The sequence below is a fragment of the Cryobacterium sp. SO1 genome (assembly GCF_004210215.2).
Taxonomy (GTDB): Bacteria; Actinomycetota; Actinomycetes; order Actinomycetales; family Microbacteriaceae; genus Cryobacterium.
In genome coordinates this window covers 293,925-315,178 of record NZ_CP067394.1, presented here as the reverse complement: position 1 = coordinate 315,178, position 21,254 = coordinate 293,925, and the positions used below count along the sequence as shown (strand labels likewise).

19 protein-coding genes are annotated in these 21,254 nt (G+C 68.0%); 9 read left to right on the top strand and 10 right to left on the bottom strand.

What is annotated here, in order from left to right:
- Window positions 1-33: 33 nt before the first annotated feature.
- The 4 genes from BJQ95_RS01530 to BJQ95_RS01515 form a co-directional block, all read right to left on the bottom strand.
- Window positions 34-1,926 (bottom strand): ABC transporter ATP-binding protein, encoded by a 1,893-nt coding sequence (locus tag BJQ95_RS01530; protein WP_130177618.1) that lies wholly within the window; start codon window positions 1,924-1,926, stop codon window positions 34-36.
- A 104-nt stretch (window positions 1,927-2,030) separates the two neighbouring features.
- A complete protein-coding gene (locus tag BJQ95_RS01525) occupies window positions 2,031-3,014 on the bottom strand; it encodes a carbohydrate ABC transporter permease (RefSeq protein WP_240694729.1) in 984 nt (327 codons plus the stop codon).
- Window positions 3,011-3,982, bottom strand: a complete 972-nt coding sequence (locus tag BJQ95_RS01520) for a carbohydrate ABC transporter permease (RefSeq protein ID WP_256041487.1) — start codon at window positions 3,980-3,982, stop codon at window positions 3,011-3,013. Before BJQ95_RS01520 ends, BJQ95_RS01525 begins: the two co-directional genes overlap by 4 nt.
- Before the next feature lie 105 nt (window positions 3,983-4,087).
- Window positions 4,088-5,449 (bottom strand): ABC transporter substrate-binding protein, encoded by a 1,362-nt coding sequence (locus BJQ95_RS01515; protein WP_256041486.1) that lies wholly within the window; start codon window positions 5,447-5,449, stop codon window positions 4,088-4,090.
- Between the two features lie 310 nt (window positions 5,450-5,759).
- Here BJQ95_RS01515 and BJQ95_RS01510 point away from each other — a divergent pair, with 310 nt between their 5' ends.
- Together BJQ95_RS01510 and BJQ95_RS01505 are read left to right on the top strand one after the other, a co-directional pair.
- Window positions 5,760-6,770, top strand: coding sequence for a LacI family DNA-binding transcriptional regulator (locus tag BJQ95_RS01510; RefSeq protein WP_130177223.1), 1,011 nt, complete (start codon window positions 5,760-5,762; stop codon window positions 6,768-6,770).
- Window positions 6,771-6,897: 127 nt separating this feature from the next.
- Window positions 6,898-7,827, top strand: a complete 930-nt coding sequence (locus BJQ95_RS01505) for a DNA-3-methyladenine glycosylase (protein WP_130177224.1) — start codon at window positions 6,898-6,900, stop codon at window positions 7,825-7,827.
- A gap of 37 nt (window positions 7,828-7,864) precedes the next feature.
- Here the strand turns inward: BJQ95_RS01505 and BJQ95_RS01500 are convergent, their stop codons facing one another.
- Together BJQ95_RS01500 and BJQ95_RS01495 are read right to left on the bottom strand one after the other, a co-directional pair.
- Entirely contained in the window at window positions 7,865-9,166 is a 1,302-nt protein-coding gene (locus BJQ95_RS01500) for an MFS transporter (RefSeq protein ID WP_130177225.1), read from the bottom strand.
- Window positions 9,163-9,642 (bottom strand): MarR family winged helix-turn-helix transcriptional regulator, encoded by a 480-nt coding sequence (locus BJQ95_RS01495; protein WP_130177226.1) that lies wholly within the window; start codon window positions 9,640-9,642, stop codon window positions 9,163-9,165. Before BJQ95_RS01495 ends, BJQ95_RS01500 begins: the two co-directional genes overlap by 4 nt.
- 245 nt (window positions 9,643-9,887) lie before the next feature.
- Between BJQ95_RS01495 and BJQ95_RS01490 the strand changes: the two genes are divergently transcribed.
- Window positions 9,888-10,832 (top strand): DUF559 domain-containing protein, encoded by a 945-nt coding sequence (locus BJQ95_RS01490; protein WP_165384895.1) that lies wholly within the window; start codon window positions 9,888-9,890, stop codon window positions 10,830-10,832.
- A 253-nt stretch (window positions 10,833-11,085) separates the two neighbouring features.
- On the opposite strand, the gene rplL is transcribed toward BJQ95_RS01490, so the two are convergent.
- Window positions 11,086-11,469, bottom strand: a complete 384-nt coding sequence (rplL, locus tag BJQ95_RS01485; RefSeq protein WP_066592329.1) for a 50S ribosomal protein L7/L12 — start codon at window positions 11,467-11,469, stop codon at window positions 11,086-11,088.
- Between the two features lie 52 nt (window positions 11,470-11,521).
- Entirely contained in the window at window positions 11,522-12,037 is a 516-nt protein-coding gene (gene rplJ, locus BJQ95_RS01480; RefSeq protein WP_130177228.1) for a 50S ribosomal protein L10, read from the bottom strand.
- A gap of 376 nt (window positions 12,038-12,413) precedes the next feature.
- Between rplJ and BJQ95_RS01475 the strand changes: the two genes are divergently transcribed.
- On the top strand, window positions 12,414-14,135 hold the full coding sequence (locus tag BJQ95_RS01475; protein WP_130177229.1) for an MDR family MFS transporter: 1,722 nt from the start codon (window positions 12,414-12,416) through the stop codon (window positions 14,133-14,135).
- Window positions 14,136-14,145: 10 nt separating this feature from the next.
- Window positions 14,146-14,655 carry a MarR family winged helix-turn-helix transcriptional regulator gene (locus tag BJQ95_RS01470; RefSeq protein WP_165384896.1) on the top strand — a complete coding sequence of 170 codons (510 nt, stop codon included), beginning with the start codon at window positions 14,146-14,148 and terminating at the stop codon, window positions 14,653-14,655.
- A 30-nt stretch (window positions 14,656-14,685) separates the two neighbouring features.
- Here the strand turns inward: BJQ95_RS01470 and BJQ95_RS01465 are convergent, their stop codons facing one another.
- Window positions 14,686-16,206 (bottom strand): cell wall metabolism sensor histidine kinase WalK, encoded by a 1,521-nt coding sequence (locus BJQ95_RS01465; protein ID WP_130177231.1) that lies wholly within the window; start codon window positions 16,204-16,206, stop codon window positions 14,686-14,688.
- Window positions 16,206-16,952, bottom strand: coding sequence for a response regulator transcription factor (locus BJQ95_RS01460; RefSeq protein ID WP_130177232.1), 747 nt, complete (start codon window positions 16,950-16,952; stop codon window positions 16,206-16,208). Before BJQ95_RS01460 ends, BJQ95_RS01465 begins: the two co-directional genes overlap by 1 nt.
- A 182-nt stretch (window positions 16,953-17,134) precedes the next feature.
- On the opposite strand from BJQ95_RS01460, the gene BJQ95_RS01455 reads away from it, so the two are divergent.
- From BJQ95_RS01455 to BJQ95_RS01440, 4 genes are all read left to right on the top strand, one after another.
- Window positions 17,135-18,616, top strand: a complete 1,482-nt coding sequence (locus tag BJQ95_RS01455) for an ABC transporter permease (protein ID WP_130177233.1) — start codon at window positions 17,135-17,137, stop codon at window positions 18,614-18,616.
- 36 nt (window positions 18,617-18,652) lie between these two features.
- Window positions 18,653-19,324, top strand: a complete 672-nt coding sequence (locus BJQ95_RS01450) for an ABC transporter ATP-binding protein (RefSeq protein ID WP_130177234.1) — start codon at window positions 18,653-18,655, stop codon at window positions 19,322-19,324.
- A 194-nt stretch (window positions 19,325-19,518) separates the two neighbouring features.
- Entirely contained in the window at window positions 19,519-20,196 is a 678-nt protein-coding gene (locus BJQ95_RS01445; protein ID WP_130177236.1) for a YqaJ viral recombinase family protein, read from the top strand.
- 58 nt (window positions 20,197-20,254) lie between these two features.
- On the top strand, window positions 20,255-21,253 hold the full coding sequence (locus tag BJQ95_RS01440) for an NADP-dependent oxidoreductase (RefSeq protein WP_240694688.1): 999 nt from the start codon (window positions 20,255-20,257) through the stop codon (window positions 21,251-21,253).
- Window position 21,254 lies beyond the last annotated feature (1 nt).

Here is a 21,254-nt window from a genome sequence, read left to right as displayed (position 1 = left end):
AGCAACGAAAACCCGTGGTTTTTGGGGCTTAGCTCACAGTTCGCGAGCCTGCTCGGGGGCTTGCTCGGCGTAGAGGGAGGCGTAGGTGCCGCCGGCGGCGAGCAACTCCTGGTGGGTGCCGGCCTCGACCACCCGGCCCGCGTCGACGACGAAGATCACGTCGGCGGTCACGATCGTTGACAAGCGGTGCGCGATGGCGATGGTGGTGCGGCCGCGGGACGCGGTGTCCAGGGCGGACTGCACCACCCGCTCGGAGATCGCGTCGAGCGCGCTGGTGGCCTCGTCGAGGATGAGCACCTCCGGGTCTTTCAGCAGCACCCGGGCGATCGCCACCCGTTGTTTCTCACCACCGGAGAGCCGGTAACCCCGCTCGCCGACCACGGTGTTGTAACCGTCCGGGAACGACGCGATGGTGGTGTGGATGTTCGCGGCCCGCGCCGCGCTCTCGAGCTCGGCATCCGTGGCGTCGGGCTTGGCGTACCGGAGGTTCTCGGCGATGGTCGCGTGGAAGAGGTAGGTCTCCTGGCTGACGATGCCGATGTGGGAGACCAACGACTCCTGCTCGAGGTCGCGCACGTCGACCCCGGAGAACAGCACCCGACCCCCGGTCGCCTCGTAGAAGCGCGGAATGAGATACGACACCGTGGTCTTGCCCGCTCCGCTGGGCCCGACGAAGGCGGCGAACGCGCCCGGCTCGATCGTGAACGAGACCGCGTCGAGGGTGGGCCGGGCGTCGGCCGGGGCATCCGGATAGGCGAACGTGACGGCGTCGAACTGCACCCGGCCGCTCACGTGGGGCACCGGGCGGGCATCGGGAGCGTCGCTGATCGCCGGGGTCAGGTCGAGATACTGGAAGATCCGGGCGAACAGGGCGCTGGAGGTCTGCAGATCCAGAGCCACCCGCATCAGGCCGAGCAGCGGGAAGAGCAGCCGGGCCTGCACGGTGGTGAAGGCCACCACGGTGCCCGCGGTGATGTCGGTGGCGCCGTTGGTGAGCAGCAGCCCGGCCACCAGGTAGACGATGGCCGGGATGCTGGAAAGGAAAATGCTGACCATGGCGAAGAACCACTGTCCGCTCATCTGCTGGCTGACCTGCAGGCGCACCTGGTTGTCGTTCTCGAGTGAGTACCGGGCGATCTCGGCCTTCTGCCGGGTGAAGCTCTTGGAGAGCAGGATGCCCGACACGCTCAGGGTCTCCTGCGTGATCGCGGTCATGTCGGAGAGGGATTCCTGGGTCTTGCCCGCGATCCGGGCCCGCACCTGGCCTACTCGGCGTTGGGCGAAGACCAGGATCGGCATCAGGATCACGGCGACGATGGCCAGCTGCCAGTTGAGCAGGAGCATCGCCACGAATGCCGCGATCACGGTGACGGCGTTGCCGAGCACGCTGGAGACCGTGTTGGTGAGCACACCGGCGACACCGCCCACGTCGTTCTGCAGCCGGGACTGGATCACCCCGGTCTTGGTGCGGGTGAAGAAGCTCAGCTCCATGGCCTGCAGGTGGCTGAACAGGCGCACCCGCAGGTCGCCCATCACCGAGTTGCCCACCGTGGCGGTGAGCCAGGTCTGCCAGACGCCCAGCAGCGCGGTGGTGAGGTAGGCGGCGATCATCAGCGCCACGAGTACGGTCAGCAATTGCAGGTTGGGCCCGCCGGACGGAGGGAACAACCCGTCGTCGAACGCCCGCTGGATCAGCAACGGCGGCAGCACCGACAGGCCGGCGGAGATCAGCACCAGGATGACCGTGACGACGAGCTTGCGTGTGTGCGGGGCGAACAGGGCCCGGATGCGGCCGAGCAGGTTGGGGATCTCGGGCGCCTCGGCGTTTTCGGCCTTCTGGGCGGCCGGATCGTCACCGCTGACCCGGTTGCGGCGGCCGCGGAACCCCTCTGGAGGACGTCCTCCCGCGCCGTGCGTTCCGCTCATCCCTTCACTCTAAGTCAGTGACTGAAGACAGCGGACCGACCCCGGAGATCCCGGGGCCGGTCCGTCGCAGCCGGTGCCAGTGCCGGCCCGGCCACGCTGGAGGACTATCCCTTGGTGGAACCGGCCAGCAGACCGCGCACGAAGTAGCGCTGCAGGCTGAAGAACACGATCAACGGAACGATCAGCGACACGAACGCGGCAGCCGTCAGACGTTGCCAATCCTGCCCTCTGGTACCGGTGAGCTCCGCCAACCGCTGGGTGAGCGGCGCCACATCCTGGGTGCCGCCCGAGAAGATCAACGCCACCAGCAGGTCGTTCCAGACCCAGAGGAACTGGAAGATCGCGAACGACGCTAGGGCGGGAACCGCCAGCGGCAGCACGATCCGGAAGAAGACCTGCCCGTGGCTGGCGCCATCCACCCGGGCTGCCTCGATGACCTCACCCGGGATCTCCGAGATGAAGTTGTGCAACAGGAAGATCGCCAGCGGCAGCGCGAAGATCGTGTGTGCGATCCAGACCGGCAGGTAACCCTGCTCGGGGATCATCGGGATCAGGTCATGGATCCAAGCCTGGCCGGGGCGCAGGAACTGGGTGAACATCTGCAGCAGCGGGATCAAGGCCAGCTGCAACGGAACGATCTGCAGCGCGAAGATCAACACGAACAGGGCGCCGCTCCACTTGAACTTGATCCAGGCGAAGGCGTACGCGGCCATCGCGGCGATCACCAGCGGGAACAGCGTGGCCGGGATGGCGATGGCCAACGAGTTCACGAAGTAGGCGCCAAGTTGCGGCGACGACTGCGAGGTGCTGAACAGCACTTCCTGGTAGTTGGCCAGGGTGAAGCCCGGGTTCTGGAAGATCGTCCACCAACCGGTGGTGCTGATCAGGCCGGCGGGCCGGAACGAGGAGATGAACAGCCCGAAGGTCGGCAGGGTCCACAGCACCGCGATGACGAGTGCCACAACCGTGGCCGTGCGCGACGTGAGGCGCCGCTTCACCCGGGTGGATTTGCCGACCACCTCTGCTCGGGTGTCGGCCGTGGCCTTGGTCGCGCCCGGGATGGGCAGGTCGACAACATTGTCGCTCATCGGATCTCCCTCTGCTGACGCAGGACTCGTACGTTGTAAATGACGATCGGCAGCACCAGCAGGAACAGCACGATCGCGAGCGCGGCACCTCGGCCCTGCTCGCCGGCCCGGAAGGCCTGGGTGTACATCTCGTTGGCGATGACGCTGGTGTTGAAGTTACCGGCGGTCATGGTGCGCACGATGTCGAACACCTTGAGGGTGGCGATCGAGATGGTGGTGATGACCACGACCAGCGAACCGCGGATGCCCGGCAGGGTCACATTGGTGAACCGCTGCCACGGGTTGGTGCCATCGAGCTGCGCGGCCTCGATCTGCTCGGTCGGGACGCCCTTGATGGCGGCGGAGCAGATGACCATGGCGAATCCGGTCTGGATCCAGATCATCACGACGATCAGTAGGAAGGTGTTGATCGGCGAGGTCTGCAGCCACTGCACGGGTTCCGCGCCGAACCAGACCAGGATCTGGTTGAGCAGACCGATCTGCGCGTTGTCGCCGGACTTGTAGTCGTAGACGAAGCGCCAGATGATGCCGGCGCCCACGAAGGAGATCGCCATGGGCATGAACACCAGCGCCTTGAAGTACTTCTCCCCACGAGATTTGTCGATGAACATCGCGTAGGCCAGGCCGATGGTGGTGGAGAGGATCGGCACCACCACGACCCAGATCACGGTGTTGCCCAGGGTGATCAGCGCGGCCGGCTGGGTGAACATCCAGATGAAGTTCTCGGCACCCACCCATTCGCCGGAGCTGTTGCTGAAGGCCAGCAGGGAGGTGCGGAAGGCCGGATAGATGAGCCCGACGGCGAGCAGGATCAGGGCGGGAAGCAGGAAGAAGGCGAGTTGCCAGTAGTCGCGCCCGCGTTTAGGCGCTTTGTCGATAAGGAATAGCACGAGCCCGATAACGAGCGAGAAGGCGGCGAGGGCCGCTACCACCTGAATTATCTTGCCGAGCAGATCTGCGGTCGTCATTGGCCGGACCCTTCTATGGTGTCGAGAGGGGGTGGTTCGAAAGCTTGGGGGGGTACATACGGGGGTGGGCCCGCCGTCCGGCGGGCCCACCCCGTGGAGCGAAAGCTAGCTCGTCGGCCAGCTCGACTCGATGGTGTCGACGACCTTCTGGGTGTCATCGCCACTGAGCCAGTTCACGATGCCCTTCCAGAAGGAGTCGGTGCCCACGGCGCCCGGCATCAGGTCAGAACCGTCGAAACGGAAGACGGTGTTCTCGTCCTGCAGGATCTCGACGCTCTGCTTCAGGATGTCACTGGATGCGAGCGAGGCATCCAGACCGGTGTTGGCGCTGATGACGCCGCCCAGCTCAACGCGGTTGTTCGCCCAGGTGTCGCTGGAGAGGTAGCTGAGCACGGCGGTGATCTCGTCGCCCTCGTTGAACGCGCTGACCAGCTCGCCACCACCGGTGACGGCCTGCTCTCCGCCGGCCTCAGCCGGCGGCAGGAGGAACGCGTAGACGTCGCCGTCGGGGGCGACGGTGACCTCAGAGCCATCGGCGTTCTTCCAGAAGCCCTCGTAGAACGAGGCCTGGTGGTGCATCGCGCAGGTGTCATCGAGGACCGGGAGGCCGGCGTCGCCGAACTCCGTTGAGATGATCGACGAGACGTCGCCGAGTCCTGCGTTGACGTACTCCGGGTTCTTCAGGATGTCGCCGACCGAGTTGAACGCGGTGACGATGGCGGGGTCGTTGAACGGGATCTCGTGCTTGACCCACTTGTCGTAGGTCTCGGCGCCGGCCTGGCGGAGGACGTAGTCCTCGACCCAGTCGGTTCCCGGCCAACCGGTGGCGTCACCGGATCCGACGCCCGCGCACCACGGCACGGTGCCGTCGGCGGCGATCTGGGCGGTGAGGTCCATCATCTCGTCGAGCGAGGCGGGGATCTCGTAGCCCTTGTCCTCGAACATCGACGGCGAGTACCAGACGTAACCCTTGACGCTGGCCATCAGCGGTGCGGCGTAGAAGGTACCGTCGGTCGCGGTGCCGTAGCCCTTCCAGTCCGCGGACCACCACTTGTCCACGTTGGCCTCAACGGCTTCGGGGGCGGGCTTGAGGAACCCGGCGTCGGCAAGCTTGTTGAACAGACCCGGCTGCGGGATGATGCCGATGTCCGGGGCGGAGCCGCCCTCGGCGAGAACGGCGATCTGAGCCTCGAACTCCTTGGTGCCCGTATAGTTCACCGTGATGCCGGTGCAGGCCTGGAAGTCGGCCCAGGACTCCACGAGCCGGTCGGCTTCGACGTCCTGGATGGTTCCGCCGATGCTCACTTCGGGGTTGCCCTCGAAGGTGCCGTAGTCGGCGTAGGCGGCGCAGTCGGTGTCTTCTGCGGTCTGGGCGGCGATGTCGCCGGTACAGCCGGTCAGGGCGAGTCCCATCACTGCGGCTGCAGCGACCGGGACAATGAGCCGGCGATGCTGTTTCACGCTCATGCAAATCCTCCTCGTTGAGTGATGCTTGTGGCCGTTCCACCGTGCGGTCGGGCCGAAAATGTGGTGCGGGTGCTCTGGGTACAGACGGATCTGGAAACGATTGCATAAGGAACCGGTTCCACACCTCAAAGTACGGCACGGAACGGTTCGCCACAAGCCCGCGTAGGTCACAGATTGACAAATATCGGGCTCTCACTGCGGCGAGGGTGTCGAACCGGTCACACTTCGGCGTCGAATTTCTGGAACCGATTCCAGCCCGGTGGCCGAAGGGCTAGGGTGTGCACAGCGGATCCAACGACGGGAGGCTGGTATGAGCGCGATCGCGGATGTCGCACGCCTCGCCGGTGTCGCTAAAGCGACGGCCTCGCGTGCCCTCAGTGGCCGCGGCTACGTGTCGGACGAAACGCGCAGCAAGGTGGTCGCTGCGGCGGCCCTGATCGGCTACGTCGCCTCCCCCAACGCGGCGAGCCTGGTGACCGGGCGAACCCAGAGCGTCGGGGTGATCATTCCGTTCATCAGCCGGTGGTTCTTCTCCGAGGTCCTCGAGAGCCTCGAGCGGTCCCTGCTCGCCAAGGGCTATGACATGACGCTGTACAACCTCCCCGCGCATTCGGTCGAGCGGGAGCGGGTCTTCGACTTCTTCCTCGCCCGCAAACGGTTCGACGGCGTCATCTCGGTCGGCGTCGAGCTCAGCGACATCGAGGTCCAACTGCTGCACCGGCTGGGCCGCCCGCTGGTGGGCATCGGCGGAGAGATCCCCGGCGTGCACACCATCGCCATCGACGACACCGCCGCCGCGCGGCTGGCCACCGAACACCTGATCAGTCTCGGCCACACCGACATCCGTCACATCGGCGGCGACCAGGTGGACCAGATGGATTTCGCGGTGCACACCAAGCGGCTCACCGGCTTCAACACGGCCATGCGGGCCGCCGGCCTGGCCACGGATGGCTGCTTCGCCCCCTGCGCCTTCACGGTGCCCGGCGGCTACGAAGCCGGTCTCGCCCTGTTCGGCGATCCGCACCGGCGGCCGACAGCGGTGTTCGCGGCAAGCGACGAGATCGCGATCGGCCTCATCGTCGCGGCGAGGGAACTCGGCATACTGGTCCCCTCCGAGCTCTCGGTGATCGGGATCGACGGGCATCCCTACGCCGAGATGTTCCGGCTCACCACCATCGAACAGCACCCGCGCAACCAGGCCCGGATGGCTGTGGAGGCGCTGCTGGGCGCGCTCGAGCAGCAGTCGACCACGGTGAGCCCGGGGCTGACCAGGGCGCCGACCAACCTGGTGATGCGCTCCAGCACCAGCGCACCGCGGTGACGGGCGTGGGCCGACTGTTGCCCGTTCGGACAACAGCGCCCGGCGCACCGGGTGCACTTGTCCGCAGCGGTAACAGTTGGGGTCAGGTCGCCCGAGACCGTAGGCGGCCCGGGTTAGCCTCGAAGGGATGAACTCCGATCCAGCCGCCGCGACTCCGGCGGTCGCCACGCTGTATGCGCCCCGGCGCCCGGTCGATCTGGCGGCCACCATGGCCCCGCACCGTCGCGGCACGGGCGACCCCACCGCGCGCGCCGACGCCGACGGCCTCTGGCGCACCCAGCGCACCCCGCTCGGTCCGGCGACCCTGCGGCTGCGGCAGGGATCGGACGGCGTGATCGACGCCCGCGCCTGGGGGCACGGCGCCGAGTGGTGCATCGCCCAGGTGCCCGCTTTGCTGGGCGCCGGCGACGATTGGTCCGGCCTCGACCTGGGCGCTCACGCCGCCCTCGCCGAGGTGCGCCGGCGCAATCCCGGTGTCTGGCTGGGCAGCTCCGGGCTGGTCTTCGAGTCGCTGATCCCGGCGATCATCGAACAGAAGGTCACCACCTTCGAGGCGCACCGGGCCTGGTACCGGCTCATCCGCCAGCACGGTGAGGCGGCACCCGGCCCTGCTCCGGCGGGCATGATGGTTTCGCCGGGTCCCGACCGCTGGCGCTTGGTGCCGTCCTGGGATTGGCACCGGGCGGGTGTGGATCCGCGGCGTTCGCGCACCGCGGTGACGGTCGCGGCCGTGGCGGCCTCGCTGGACCGGCCCGTCGACGCCGTGACCGCTGCGCGCCGGCTGCAGTCGCTGCCTGGCGTCGGCCGCTGGACCGCCGCCGAGGTGACCCAGCGCTCGCACGGTGACCCCGACTCGGTGAGCGTGGGCGACTACCACCTCGCCGCCCAGGTGGGCTGGGCGCTGACCGGCGCCCCGGTCGACGACGACGGCATGCTCGAACTGCTCGATCCCTTCGCGGGGCACCGCCAACGCGTGGTGCGGCTCATCCTGGGCAGCGGTTACCGGGCGCCTCGGCGCGGCCCGCGGATGACCATCCAGGATCACCGCGCACACTAGCTTTACTCAGACGGCGGGACGGACCGCGACAGGCGGCTCAGCTGTCGCCGGCCCCGATCGCCTGGGCCTCGTCGATCGCGTCTTCGATGGCACCGTCGGCGCGGCCGAGGTGCCGATGGCCGACCACGATCACCAGCAAAGCCACCAAAACGGATGCGCCGGCGGCGTAGAACGGTGTCGCCGAACTGAACTGGGCGGCGAGCAGGGTCGCCGCCGGCGGAGCGACGGCCCCACCGAGGAACCGCACCCCGGAATAGGCCGACGAGGCGACGCTACGGGGCAGGTCGGTGGCCTCCATCACGCTCTCGGTGAGCACGGTGTTCAGCACGCCGAGCAGCAGCCCGCCCACGATGACGCAGCCGACCAGCCCGGCCGCCGAACCGATCAGCAGGCCGGCCGCGGCCAGGTCCAGGGCGAGCAGGGGCAGCACAAGCCAGAGCACCCGGCTGCGGCGCATCCGCCGGGTGAGCACGGGGGCGACCCAGACCGAGGTGATCGCGAGCGAGAGCCCCCACCCGAAGAAGACCAGACCGAGGCTGACGGCGCTGCCCAGGCCCAGCGGCACCAGCGCGAACGGCGTGTAGGCCAGCAGCACGAAGAAACCGATGTTGTAGAACAGGGCGGCGCCGGCGAGGATGCCCAGGCCCGGCCGGGCGAGCGCCCGGAACGGGGCGGACAGGCGGGTGGGCACGGGGCGCGGGCCCTCGGTCTTGAGGAGCACGACGATGGCGATGAAGCCCACGGCCATGAGGGTGGCGCTGCCGAAGAACGGTCCGCGCCAGCTGATGCTGCCCAGAAGCCCGCCCAGCAGCGGTCCGATCGCGATGCCGAGGCCCAGTGCGGCCTCGTAGAGGATGATCGCCGAGGAGGTCCCACCGGCCGCGGCGCCCACGATAGTGGCCAGCGCGGTGGAGATGAACAGGGCATTACCCAGGCCCCAGCCCGCGCGGAAACCGATGATCGACTCGACGTCCTGCGACAGCCCGGCCGCGAGGGCGAACAGCACGATCAGGGCCAGCCCGATCAGCAGGGTGCGTTTCGCGCCGATGCGGCTGGACAGCCAGCTGGTGAAGAACATGGCGATGCCGGTGATGAGCAGATAGCTCGTGAAGAGCATCTCGGTCTCGGTGGGCGTCGCGGCGAGGTCGGCCGCGATGGCCGGCAGGATCGGGTCGACGAGCCCGATGCCCATGAACGCGATGACACAGGCGAAGGCCACCGCCCAGACGGCCTTGGGCTGGTGCAGGATGCTGGCCGCCGCCGCGGTGGTGGCGGGGGGCCCAGCGGGCGCGGAGGACGAGGCGGAGGAAGACAAGGCCGACCAGGAGCGGCCGCTCATCGGGCGGTCTCCGTGGTCGTCGCGGTCGGACGGTGCGGCGCAGCCATCCGTTCGGTGGCCTCGACTCGCTCGCGCAGGATGGCGACCGCGCGTTCGAGGGTCTCGACGTCGGCGGCAGGCAGGTCGGTGAAGTAGGGCAGCAGCGCGGCGGCCAGCTCGGTGCGCCAGGCCACGAGGGCGGCCTCCCCCGCCGGGGTGCTGGCGATGAGGCTGACGCGGGCGTCGGCGGCGTCGCTGGTGCGCTCGATCCAGCCGCGGGCGACGAGGCTGCCGACGAGCTTGGTGGCGGTGGGCTGCGAGACGCGGCTGAGGTCGGCCAGTTCGCCCAGGCGGATCGGCCCGGCGGAGAGCAGCACGCTGAGGGTGCGCCACAGGGCGGGCGACTCGGTGCCGCGCGCGGCGCGGGCGGCCACGCGGGTCAGCCGGTGGTTGACGGAGACCAAGTCCCCGAGGATGTTGTGCAAATCAGAAGCCATCCCCTGATCATATACATAGCCAAGCTATATACATATATGACTCGCCCAAATACGCGAGTCGCGGCGCTGCTCTACTAGCGAAAATGGGCGACCTCGCAGCGATCGCCGAGGCCCACCCCGAGGGTCGCCCGATTCCGCCAGTGGGCACCCGGGTCGCACTAGCAAGAGTGGGCGAGCCTGGGAAGGTGAGCGGAGGGCTGTGCACAACTTCGGCGGCGCGAGCGCGAATGATGCACAGTCACTTCATGAACGCTCGAGCGCCTCTCCCGCCCGACCTGCCGACTCCGGCCTTCAGCGTGCGGCAGGCCGAGCGCGCGGGAGTGCCGGCCCACCGACTGCGGGCGGCCGATCTCAATACGGAGGTGGCCGGGGTGCGGTCCCTGCAGCACGACCTCTCGCTTGCACAGCGGTGCGCCCTCTTCCAGTTACGCCTGACAACATCGAGCTTCTTCAGCCACAGCACGGCCGCCCTGCTGCACGCGATCCCGGTGCCGTACCGGGTGGCGCACAGCCCCCTCGTGCACATCTCGGTCCCGGCTCCGCACCGCGCTCCGCACGCCGCCGGCCTTGCCGGTCACGCCCTGCAGGTACAACCCCACGAGCTGATGACGCTGCCCGACGGGTTGCGCGTGACCACGCCATTGCGCACCTGGTTCGACCTGGCCCACTCCCTAGGACTGCTCGATCTCGTGGCCGCAGGCGATGCGTTGATCCACTGGCGGCAGCCGATGGTTTCGGCCCTCGATCTCGCGGAGGCCCTGGGCCAACCGTTCAACCGGCGCATCCGTCGCAGACTGCGCCATGCCGGCGAACTCCTGAACGACAGGTCAGAGTCCCCGCCGGAGTCCATACTCCGAGCCCTGCTGATCCTCGCCGGCATCCCGGTGTCGGCGGCGAACCACGTGGTGACCGATCAATTCGGAGAATTCGTGGCCAGGACCGACCTCATTATCGACCGCTACCGGATCATCCTGGAGTACCAGGGCGACTATCACCGCACGACGCCGGGCCAGTGGCGCGCGGACATGTCGCGGCGGAGCAAACTTGAAGCGCAGGGGTGGCGGGTGATGGAATTGAATGCCGATGACCTCAAGGATCCGGCAGAGCTCGTCAGCCGCATCCATAGGCTCGCTCAGCTGCCGAGCCTCGAGCGCCCACTCCCGGGCCTGGGCCTCGGCGCAGAATCCTGACTCGCCGCAATCTGCTGGTGCGCCGTCTCCGCGACTAGCAAGAACGGGCGACCCCGGGGAAGCGCGTCGTTGAGTCGCCCGGTTCTGCCAGTGCGGAAGTGTCGCGACTAGCAAAAATGGGCGAGCCGGGAGGGGAAGCGAGGGGAGGGAGGGGTACGGAAACGGGCGCCGCATCCGTGTGGATGCGACGCCCGTTTCGCGAGTGTGCGGCTAAGCCGTTACACCTCAAGCAACAACCCCTTGCGGGGCGAGATTACTTGAGGGTGACGGTGGCGCCAGCGGCCTCGAGGGAAGCCTTTGCCTTCTCGGCAGCTTCCTTCGCAACGCCCTCGAGGACGGCCTTCGGCGCGCCATCGACAACGGCCTTGGCCTCGCCGAGGCCCAGGCTGGTGAGCTCGCGCACAACCTTGATGACCTGGATCTTCTTGTCGCCAACGGCGTCGAGGATGACGTCGAACGCGCTCTGCTCTTCGACCTCTTCGGCAGCGGCGGCGGGGCCAGCGGCTCCGGCGACGGCGACGGGGGCAGCGGCGGTGACCTCGAAGGTCTCCTCGAATGCCTTGACGAACTCGGAGAGCTCGATGAGGGTGAGGCCCTTGAACTGCTCGAGCAGCTCTTCAGTGGAAAGCTTTGCCATGATTTTTCTCCTATTAGTTTCTAAAGTTACTCACCGCGGTACAGGCAGATGCCTAGTTCGCGGACTCCTGCTTTTCACGCAGCGCGTCGATGGTGCGAACAGCCTTCGACAGCGGTGCGTTGAACAGATATGCGGCTCCGAACAGCGAGGCCTTGAAGGCGCCGGCAAGCTTGCCGAGCAGAACTTCACGGGACTCGAGGTCGGCGAGCTTGCCTACCTCTGCGGCGGTCAGGGGGTTACCGTCGAAGTAACCACCCTTGACAACCAGGAGAGGGTTTGCCTTGGTAAAGGCACGCAGGGTCTTCGCGACGGCGACAGGGTCACCGTGTACGAAAGCGATAGCGGACGGACCAACGAGCTCCTCGTCGAAAGACGTGATGCCGGCGTTGTTGGCCGCGATCTTGGTGAGCGTGTTCTTTACCACGGCGTACGTGGCGTCCTCACTGATGGACGTGCGCAGCTCCTTGAGCTTCGCAACAGTGAGTCCGCGGTACTCGGTGAGCAGAACGGCGGTCGAGCTCTGGAATTTCTCCTGCAGCTCGGCGACCGTTGCTTCCTTGTTCGCCATGGCGCTCCTCTAAATATTCATGTGCCGGTAGCCCGGGGCGCAGACATGAAAAAAGCCCCAGCGCAAGCGCCGGAGCTGAGGCCAGTTGGACTGGCTAACTTCGAACACCTGCGCGGGCCGTTCACGTGAATGAACCTTCGATCGCTTTTCCATTTCTGGGCAGCGACAACCGGCGGTCTTTGGCTGTTGCCCACACTACGGGACTCCCCCGGCTGAGCGCAAATCGAGCATCCGCCAGACGGATCCGTGAAAGTAGTTGACAGAAGTCCACTATCTATTTATAGTTGACATCTGTCAATTATTCAGCTGGAGATTCATGTCACGCCGTTCCCGCACCACCACATCCCCGAACCGGACCATATCGGCCGACGGTTCCATGTCCAAGCGCCAGGTGCTCGAAGCCCTGTCCGGTCTGCTGCTGGGCATGTTCGTCTCGATCCTGGCCGGCACCGTGGTGAGCACCTCGCTGCCGATCATCATCTCCGACCTCAAGGGTGATCAGTCCGCCTACACCTGGGTGATCACCGCGACCCTGCTGGCGACCACGGTGTCCACGCCCATCTGGGGCAAGTTCGCGGACCTGTTCAACCGCAAGCTGCTCATCCAGCTGGCCCTGGCCACCTTCGTGATCGGCTCGGCCCTGGCCGGCTTCTCTCAGGACACCGGCACCCTCATCGGCTTCCGCGTACTGCAGGGCCTCGGCGCCGGCGGCCTCGCCGCGCTCAGCCAGATCATCATGGCCGACATCATCAGCCCCCGCGACCGGGGCCGCTACGCCGGCCTGTTCGGCGGCGTCATGGCCCTCGGCACGGTCGGCGGCCCACTCCTCGGCGGCGTCGTGACGGATGCGTTCGGCTGGCGCTGGAACTTCTTCATCGCCCTGCCCATCGCCATCGTCGCCATCGTGCTTTTGCAGCGCACCCTGCACCTGCCGCCGCGGGTGAAGCGTGCTGTGAAGATCGACTACCTCGGCGCCGCACTCATCGCCGGCGGCGTCTCGCTGCTGATGATCTGGGTCACCCTGGCCGGCAACGACTTCGAGTGGGCATCCGTCACCTCGTTCATCATGGTCGCCGCCGCAGCGCTGCTGCTCATCGCCGCCGTGATCGTCGAGTTCAAGGTCGCCGAGCCGATCATCCCGCTCACCCTGTTCAAGAACCGCACCTTCACCCTCGCCACCGTCGCCAGCATCTCGGTCGGCGTGTCCATGTTCGGCACCTCGGTCTTCCTCAGCCAGTACATGCAGCTGGCCCGCGGCGCCACACCCACCCAGTCCGGGCTGCTGACCATCCCGATGATGGGCGGCCTGCTCATCTCGTCCACCCTGTTCGGCACCCTGATCAGCCGCACAGGCAAGTGGAAGTCGATCATGGTCTCCGGCTCGGTCCTCGTGGTCGCCGGCCTGCTGCTGCTTGGCACCCTGCAGTACGACACCAACCTGATCCTGGTGGGCATCTTCATGTTCGTCCTGGGCGCGGGCCTGGGCATGGTCATGCAGAACCTGGTCCTGGTGGTGCAGAACTCCATCGAGGTGAAGAACCTCGGTGTGGCCACCAGCGCCGTCACGTTCTTCCGCAGCCTCGGCGGAACCGTGGGCGTCTCGGTACTCGGCTCCGTGCTCGGCACCGTCGTCGCCCAGCACATCAAGGACGGCATCACCACGCTCGCCCCGGCCGACCAGGCCGTCGCCGCGCAAACCCTCGGTTCCGGTGTCATCCCCCACGTCAGCGACCTGCCGGCCGCCATCCGCGTGGTCGTCGAGTCGGCCTACGGCTCCGGCGTCGGCACGGTGTTCCTGCTCGGTGTGCCCCTGGCCGTGATCACCCTGGTGATGGTGGCGCTGATGCCCAACGCGTCGCTGGGCACCCAGACCGCGATCGCCCTGACCAAGGCCGAGGCGGCGACGAACACGAAGAACTCCCCCGAGAACCTCGAGGATGAGGACCTGCGCGAACTCGAGGGCGCCGAAGACATCCTGATCGAAGTCGGTGCGGCCACCGCCGGCCTCGCCCCGGTGGGCCTGGCCCACCCGACCGGCTCGATCCGCGTGCAGCCGGATGCCGACGGCCGGTCGGGAAACCCGGGAACGGGTCGCTAGGGTGATGCTCATGACCGAGAACGGTGAGCTCCCCCCGGCCGCCGAGCCCGGCGAGCCGGCCCTTCCCCACGGCAGCGAGCCCGACATCGCCGACGCGCTGGCCCAGGTCGAGGAGCAGATGATGCAACTCGCGGCCTATGTGCGAGGCGCGATGCGCCATACGGCCCTGCGCGTCGATCCGGCACTCCAGCCGTTCGGCCTCAAGATCCTGTGGATGCTGCGCCGCTGTGGCCCGACCCACGCCAGCGCGGTGGCCGAGGCGCTCGATGTGGACCGCAGCGTGATCAGCCGCCAGGCCCGGTTGCTCGAGGACCTCGGTCTGCTCGAACTCGCCGCGGACCCGGCCGACGGGCGCGCCAAGTACCTCGCGGCGACCCCGCTGGCGGTCGAGAAGATGGCGGCCGTGCCCGGCGGCAACAAAAGTCTCCTGCACGGCCGGCTGGCCGGCTGGCCCGAAGCCGACCTGCACAACTTCGCCCTGATGCTGAAACGGCTGAACTCGCCGGACGGCGCCGCGTAACCCGTTCAGGCGACCAGACGGCCGCGCCTCTCAGGCCAGGGGCAGGACCACCCTGAAGCTGGTGCGACCCGGCCTGCTGTCCACGGTGACCTCGCCGCGGTGCGCCAGCACAACGGCCTGCACGATCGCCAGGCCCAGGCCGGTGCTGCCCCCGGTGCCGCGGAACCTGGAGCTGTCGCCGCGGGCGAACCTCTCGAACAGGGTCGCCCGCAGGTTCTCCGGGATGCCGGGGCCGTTGTCGGTCACCGTCACCACGGCGTGCTCCCCCTCGACGCCCAGCACCACTTCCACCCGGGTGCCGGGGTCGGTGTGCACCCTGGCGTTGGCGAGCAGGTTCGCGAAGACCTGGTGCAGGCGCGGGCCGTCGCCGGCGGCCAGCACGGGTTCTTCGGGCAGGTCGAGGTCCCAGGTGTGGTCACGGCCGGCCGCATGGGCGTCGCTGACCACGTCGACGAGCAGCGTGGTCAGGTCCACAGGCTCCCGCTCGAGTTCGCGGCCCTCGTCCAGTCTGGCGAGCAGCAGCAGGTCCTCGACAAGCCCGGTCATTCGCACAGACTCCGACTCGATGCGGCCGAGGGCGTGGATGGCGTCTGGCGGCAGTTCCTGGCCGCTTCGGCGGGTGAGCTCGGAGTAGCCGCGGATCGACGCGAGCGGGGTGCGTAGCTCGTGGCTGGCATCCGCCACGAACTGGCGCACCTTGTTCTCGCTGGCCTGCCGGGTCTCCAGGGCGACGTCGACGTGGTCGAGCATGCGGTTGAGCGCGGAGCCCACCCGGCCGACCTCGGTGCGGGGGTCGGTGTCCGCCGCCGGCACCCGGTCGACCAGCAACACTTCGCCTCGGTCCAGCGGCAATTCGGAGACCCGGGTGGCGGTGGCGGTGACCCGCTGCAGCGGCCGCAGGGCCAGGCGCACTATGGCGGTGGCGAGGAAGGCCACCAGCACGATGCCGACCAGCGACACGATCGCGATGATGAGAGCGAGCTGGGTGGCCGTTCCGGTCACGCCGGCGACCGGCAGTCCCACCAAATACAGGGCGCCGGAGCGCGCCGTTTCGGCCAGGACCCGGTATTCGCCGACGTCGCCGCCGAGGTTCACGCTGAACGGAACGGCCGTGCCGCCTTCCTGCACGGCGGTGTCGAGTTCGGTGACGAGCTGAGTGACCTGGTCGTTACTCAACGCCACGACCGCACCGGTGTCATCGGTGTAGCCGGCCGTGACCGTGGCGCCGTCGTAGACCAGCGCCAGGGTGCCGGGCGGTTGGGAGGGCCCGTTCAGCACATCGTTGGCCGTTGCCGCGGGGAGGGTGAAATCACCGCTCGGCCGGCGGTCGAAGAACACCCTGGAGCGTTCGGCGGCGCTCGTGACCTGCTGGTCGAGGCCGTCCATCAGGCTGGCGCTGAGGATGGCCACGCTCACCACACCAATGACCAGGCTGACCAGGGCGAGGAGCCCCACCACCGCAACGACCAGCCGGCGGCGAAGCGTCCACGGCGCGCGACCGGTGCGGGTCGCGATGATCGGGACGTTCACCGCGGCTGGCCTTCGGGCCATCAGGCGATCTTCAGCATGTAACCGGCACCGCGCACGGTGTGGATCATCGGCTCGCGCCCGGCATCCACCTTCTTGCGCAGGTAGGAGATGTAGATCTCCACGACCGAGGACTTGCCGCCGAAGTCGTAGCTCCACACCCGGTCCAGGATCTGGGCCTTGCTGAGGACCCGGCGCGGGTTGCGCATCAGGAAGCGCAGCAGTTCGAACTCGGTGGCGGTCAGTTCGATCTGTTCGCCGGCGCGGAACACCTCGTAGCTGTCCTCGTCGAGGGTGAGGTCGCCCACGGTGATGCGGGGGTCGTTGGAGTCCGAGACGGCCATGGTTGAGCGGCGGATGAGTCCACGCAGTCTCGCGACGACCTCCTCCAGGCTGAACGGTTTGGTGACGTAGTCGTCGCCGCCGGCGGTGAGGCCCGCGATGCGGTCGTCGAGGGAGTCCTTGGCGGTGAGGAAGAGCACCGGCGTCTCATAGCCATCCGCCCGCACCCGCTGGAGAACCTGCAGGCCGTCGATGTCGGGCAGCATGATGTCGAGCACGATGGCGTCCGGCCGGAACTCGCGCGCCAGGGTGATGGCCGCCCGGCCTTCGCCGGCGGTGCGCACCTCCCAGCCCTCGTAGCGGAGGGCCATCGAGAGCAGATCGGTGAGGGTGGGCTCGTCGTCGACGACGAGGACCCGGATCGGGGAGCCGTCGGCCTTGCGAAGGCGGGGTCCGTGGGCCGGCTGCTCGGTGGTTCGTGTGCTCATGGATCGAAGTATCCATGCCTTTTCTATGAACGGGCTATGTGTCAGCCAGTGCCGCCCTGAGAAAACCCTCCCCGGTCGCATGCTGGGCAGATTCATAGGCAGGCCATGGTGCGGCCATAACCGGGGTCCTTAGCTTCAGAAACGAAAGGCGGGAACCTCCCTGCCACCGGAGTGGAGAATCGATGTTTGTCACCTATCTGCGACGAGAGCTGGCGGGTCGCCGTAAGCAGACCGCCATCGTCGCCATCGGCATGGCGCTCGCCATCGCCCTGGTCATTATCGTCAACGCCGTCTCGAGCGGGGTGCAGTTGGCCCAGTCCACCGTGCTGGCCTCGGTGTACGTCGTCGGCACCGACATCACCGTCAGCGAGACGCCGACGGCGCCCACCGAGGGCGAAGCGGGTGCCGGCCGCCCGCAGAATTTCGACTTCGGCGCGGATGACGGTGCCACTACCGACGGGACCACCACCGTCAGCCAGTCCAGGCTTTCCGTGGACCGCGGCACCACCGCCTTCGACGCCACGGCGCTGGACACCGTCAGCGGCATCGACACGGTCTCCGTCGCAGCCGCGACCCTGTCGCTGAGCAACACCACCTTCGACGGCGCCCTGCCGCAACGCTCCGACACCGGCACCGCGCCGAGCGGGGACGACGCCGAAGCCGGGGGCACAGCGCCCAGCGGCGGCCCCGACGGCGCCGGCGGCAGCTCGTTCAGCGTCGATTCCTTCACCGTGCTGGGCCTCGACCCGGCCGATGATGCGGTCGGACCGCTCTCGGCCGTGAGCCTGACCGACGGTCGCAGCCTGGAAAGCGCCGACGCCGGCAGCAACGTCGCCGTGCTCGACGCCGGCTACGCCACCACCGCTGAGCTCGTCGTGGGCGACACCGTCGCCATCGCGGGCACCGACTTCACAGTCGTCGGTCTGGTCACCGCCTCGTCGGCGGATGCCGCCACCGCGTCCAACGTCTACATCCCGCTCGACGTGGCCCAGACCCTGTCCGGCCTGACCGACCAGGTCACCGACATCTACGTGCAGGCGGCCTCGTCCACCGACATCGAACAGATCCAGGCCGACATCGAAACCGCCCTGCCGGATGCGACGGTGCAGACCCAGTCCGACCTCGCGTCGAGCGTGTCAGGGTCGCTCTCCAGCGCCTCCGACCTGGTCAAGAACCTCGGTCTCTGGTTGTCGCTCATCGTGCTGGCCGCCGCGTTCCTGATCGCCATCCTGTTCACGATCTCCGGTGTCACCCGGCGCACCCGCGAATTCGGCACCCTCAAGGCGATTGGCTGGTCGAACGGCCGGATCGTGCGCCAGGTGGCGGGCGAATCCCTGGTGCAGGGCCTGATCGGCGGGGTCGTCGGCATCGCGGTCGGCCTGGTCGGCATCCTGGTGATCAACCTCGTCGCCCCCACCCTCACCGCGGGCGCCGCCACCACCGACGCGGCAGCCGCCATGGGCGGTCCCGGCGGCGGCCGCGGATTCGGTCAGGCTGCGGTGGAAGCCACCACCTCCGACATCGTGCTGCAGGTGCCGGTGACCCTGTCGGTCATCCTCATCGCCGTCGGTCTCGCCGTGCTCGGCGGTCTGCTCGCCGGTGCCATCGGCGGCTGGCGTGCCTCGCGCCTGAGCCCCTCAGAAGCGCTGCGCAGCATCGCGTGATCCCCTCCGTCGACGACCTCCCAGAAGTGAGCTCCCATGTATGAACTGACCGATGTCACCAAGAAATACGACCAGGGCAAGCGCTCGGTCACGGCACTGAACAAGGTCACCCTGTCCATTCCGGATGGCCAGATGGTCGCCATCCAGGGTCCGACGGGTGGCGGCAAGTCCACGCTGCTGCAGATGCTCGGCGCCCTCGACCGGCCCACCGACGGCACCGTGGAGCTGGGCACATCCAATCTGTCCCAGCTCGGCCAGGGGCCGTTGGGCGAGATCCGGGCGCGTGAGATCGGCTTCGTGTTCCAGGGCTTCAACCTGATCCCCACCCTCACCGCGCAGGAGAACGTGGAGACCGCGCTCGCTCCGTTGGGGGTGCCCTCGGCCGAACGCACCGCCAGGGCCGCGGCAGCGCTCGAGTCCGTCGGGCTCGGCGAACGCGGCAGCCACCTGCCGGCCGAGCTCTCCGGCGGCCAGCAGCAACGCGTGGCGATCGCCCGTGCCCTGGTCAAGGAGCCGGCCGTGCTCTTGGCCGATGAACCGACCGGCAACCTGGACGAGCAGACCCGCGACGAGATCATGGATCTGCTCGAGGGGCTCTGGCGCGACCGCGGCCTCACCTTGATCGTGGTCACCCACGACAGTGCCGTGGCCAAGCGCGCCCAGCGACGTCTGGTCATCAGGAACGGCGTCCTGCGCGAGGTCGCCTGATCGCCCTGCTTTGTCTGTACGGGCACTGCATTGACGGGCACTGCATGTAGAGGGCACCCCGGACGAGTTCTCGTCCGGGGTGTTCCGTGTGGGGCCGCCGCCCGGTCCCTGGGTCTCCGGCCTGCCCCGACGGCGGCGGCGCCGCGGTGCGGCAGAATAGGCGGGTGCCCCACAACTTGCTCGCCCTGTTCGACATGGGCGAGGAGTCTGCCGAATTACTCGTGCAGCAGCCCCCGCTCCCGGTGCCGTCCGCGCATTCCCACTTGTCGCGCATCGTGGCCGATTCCACCGACCGGGTCGCCTGGCTGCGGGCTCGCAGCCAGGGCATCACCGCCACGGATGTTGCCAAGCTCGCCACCGAGAAATCGGTGCACACCGCGGCCAGGGAGAAGATCAACGGCAGCGGTTTCGGCGGCAACCCGTACACCGATCACGGCCGCGCCAGGGAGCCGGAGATCGCGGCTTGGGTGCTGGCGAACTACGGCATCGAACCGAGCACCAACCTGTTCCACGCGGCCGAGCAGCGTCGCCACCTGGCCACTCCCGACGGCTTGGGCAGTGCGGGCAACGGGGTATTCGAACTCGCCGAGATCAAGACCACCAGCAAGCCCTGGCGCAGCATCCCCCGCTCATACCTGCGTCAGATCTGGTGGCAGCAGTACGTGCTCGGCGCCGACCGCACCCTGCTGGTGTGGGAGGAACACGACAACTTCGTGCCGCGCTCCGCCGTCCCCGAGTGCCGGTGGATCGATCGGGATGATGACCAGATCAGCATCCTGGTGGGGTTCGCCGACCAGCTGATCGACCTGCTCAACCACCAGCGCGAACGTGAGCGCGCCGCCGGGCCGCCATCCTACGACTACGGTCGCTGAACCGCACGACCAGCGCTCTACCTCTTCTACTCGCGGTTCGGTGGCACAGAATAGACACATGCCCACTTCTTCGGATCTGCCCACGTCCATGCGCGCCCTCGTCATCGACCGCACCGGCGGTCCCGACGAATTGCACCTGGCCGAGCTGCCGCTGCCCGTCCCGGTGAGCGACGAACTCCTCGTGCGCGTGGTGGCCGCCGGCATCAACCCCATCGACTCCAAGACCAGGGCCGGCTCCGGCGCCGCCGCCGCGATCGGCGGCTACCCCACCGTGCTCGGCAACGACTTCAGCGGCGTGGTGGTGCGCGCCCCCTACGAGACCTTCCCGTTGCAGCCCGGCGACGCCGTGTACGGCATGGCCCGGCCGCCGCGCATCGCGGGCAGCTACGCCGAGTACCTGGTGGTGTCGAGCCTGTCTGTGGCCCGCAAGCCCGTCGCCGTGAGCCACATCGAGGCCGCCGGCATCCCTCTGGCGGCCATGACCGCCTGGGGCATGGTGACCCTCGCCGGCGCGGCACCCGGCCAGCGGATGCTCATCCACGCCGGCAGCGGCGGCGTCGGTCACTTCGCCGTGCAGTTCGCCCGGCACCTGGGCGCCCACGTCACCGCGACCGGCTCCACCGCCTCGGTGGAGTTTCTGCACCGCCTCGGCGTGCACGAGGTGATCGACTACAGCACCACCCGGTTCGAGGAGACCCTCTCGGATCTCGACAGCGTGATCGACCTGATCGGCAACGTGCACGACGCCACCGGAACCCGGTCGCTCGCGACGCTCCGGCCCGATGGCCTGCTCGTGAACGCCCCCACCGGCAGCTGGCCCACCATGCAGGCCGACGCTGCCGCCGTCGGGGTGCGCGCGACCGGCTACAAGGTCGCCGCTGACGCTCGGGTGCTCGACACCATCACGGCGCTGATCAACAACGGCAGCGTGCGGGTGAACATCGACTCGGTCTTCGACCTCGACGAGGGCGCCGCCGCTCACCGGGCCCTCGAGGGTGGACACACCCGCGGCAAGATCGTGCTGCGGGTCTCCGACGCCGACGAAAGCGCGGCCTGAA

Excerpts from the sequence above, each read along its gene's own strand:
- BJQ95_RS01530 (WP_130177618.1), bottom strand. The coding sequence starts at position 1,926 with ATGAGCGGAACGCACGGCGCGGGAGGACGTCCTCCAGAGGGGTTCCGC.
- BJQ95_RS01525 (WP_240694729.1), bottom strand. The coding sequence starts at position 3,014 with ATGAGCGACAATGTTGTCGACCTGCCCATCCCGGGCGCGACCAAGGCC.
- BJQ95_RS01520 (WP_256041487.1), bottom strand. The coding sequence starts at position 3,982 with ATGACGACCGCAGATCTGCTCGGCAAGATAATTCAGGTGGTAGCGGCC.
- BJQ95_RS01515 (WP_256041486.1), bottom strand. The coding sequence starts at position 5,449 with ATGAGCGTGAAACAGCATCGCCGGCTCATTGTCCCGGTCGCTGCAGCC.
- BJQ95_RS01510 (WP_130177223.1), top strand. The coding sequence starts at position 5,760 with ATGAGCGCGATCGCGGATGTCGCACGCCTCGCCGGTGTCGCTAAAGCG.
- BJQ95_RS01505 (WP_130177224.1), top strand. The coding sequence starts at position 6,898 with ATGAACTCCGATCCAGCCGCCGCGACTCCGGCGGTCGCCACGCTGTAT.
- BJQ95_RS01500 (WP_130177225.1), bottom strand. The coding sequence starts at position 9,166 with ATGAGCGGCCGCTCCTGGTCGGCCTTGTCTTCCTCCGCCTCGTCCTCC.
- BJQ95_RS01495 (WP_130177226.1), bottom strand. The coding sequence starts at position 9,642 with ATGGCTTCTGATTTGCACAACATCCTCGGGGACTTGGTCTCCGTCAAC.
- BJQ95_RS01490 (WP_165384895.1), top strand. The coding sequence starts at position 9,888 with ATGAACGCTCGAGCGCCTCTCCCGCCCGACCTGCCGACTCCGGCCTTC.
- rplL (WP_066592329.1), bottom strand. The coding sequence starts at position 11,469 with ATGGCAAAGCTTTCCACTGAAGAGCTGCTCGAGCAGTTCAAGGGCCTC.
- rplJ (WP_130177228.1), bottom strand. The coding sequence starts at position 12,037 with ATGGCGAACAAGGAAGCAACGGTCGCCGAGCTGCAGGAGAAATTCCAG.
- BJQ95_RS01475 (WP_130177229.1), top strand. The coding sequence starts at position 12,414 with ATGTCCAAGCGCCAGGTGCTCGAAGCCCTGTCCGGTCTGCTGCTGGGC.
- BJQ95_RS01470 (WP_165384896.1), top strand. The coding sequence starts at position 14,146 with ATGACCGAGAACGGTGAGCTCCCCCCGGCCGCCGAGCCCGGCGAGCCG.
- BJQ95_RS01465 (WP_130177231.1), bottom strand. The coding sequence starts at position 16,206 with ATGGCCCGAAGGCCAGCCGCGGTGAACGTCCCGATCATCGCGACCCGC.
- BJQ95_RS01460 (WP_130177232.1), bottom strand. The coding sequence starts at position 16,952 with ATGAGCACACGAACCACCGAGCAGCCGGCCCACGGACCCCGCCTTCGC.
- BJQ95_RS01455 (WP_130177233.1), top strand. The coding sequence starts at position 17,135 with ATGTTTGTCACCTATCTGCGACGAGAGCTGGCGGGTCGCCGTAAGCAG.
- BJQ95_RS01450 (WP_130177234.1), top strand. The coding sequence starts at position 18,653 with ATGTATGAACTGACCGATGTCACCAAGAAATACGACCAGGGCAAGCGC.
- BJQ95_RS01445 (WP_130177236.1), top strand. The coding sequence starts at position 19,519 with ATGGGCGAGGAGTCTGCCGAATTACTCGTGCAGCAGCCCCCGCTCCCG.
- BJQ95_RS01440 (WP_240694688.1), top strand. The coding sequence starts at position 20,255 with ATGCCCACTTCTTCGGATCTGCCCACGTCCATGCGCGCCCTCGTCATC.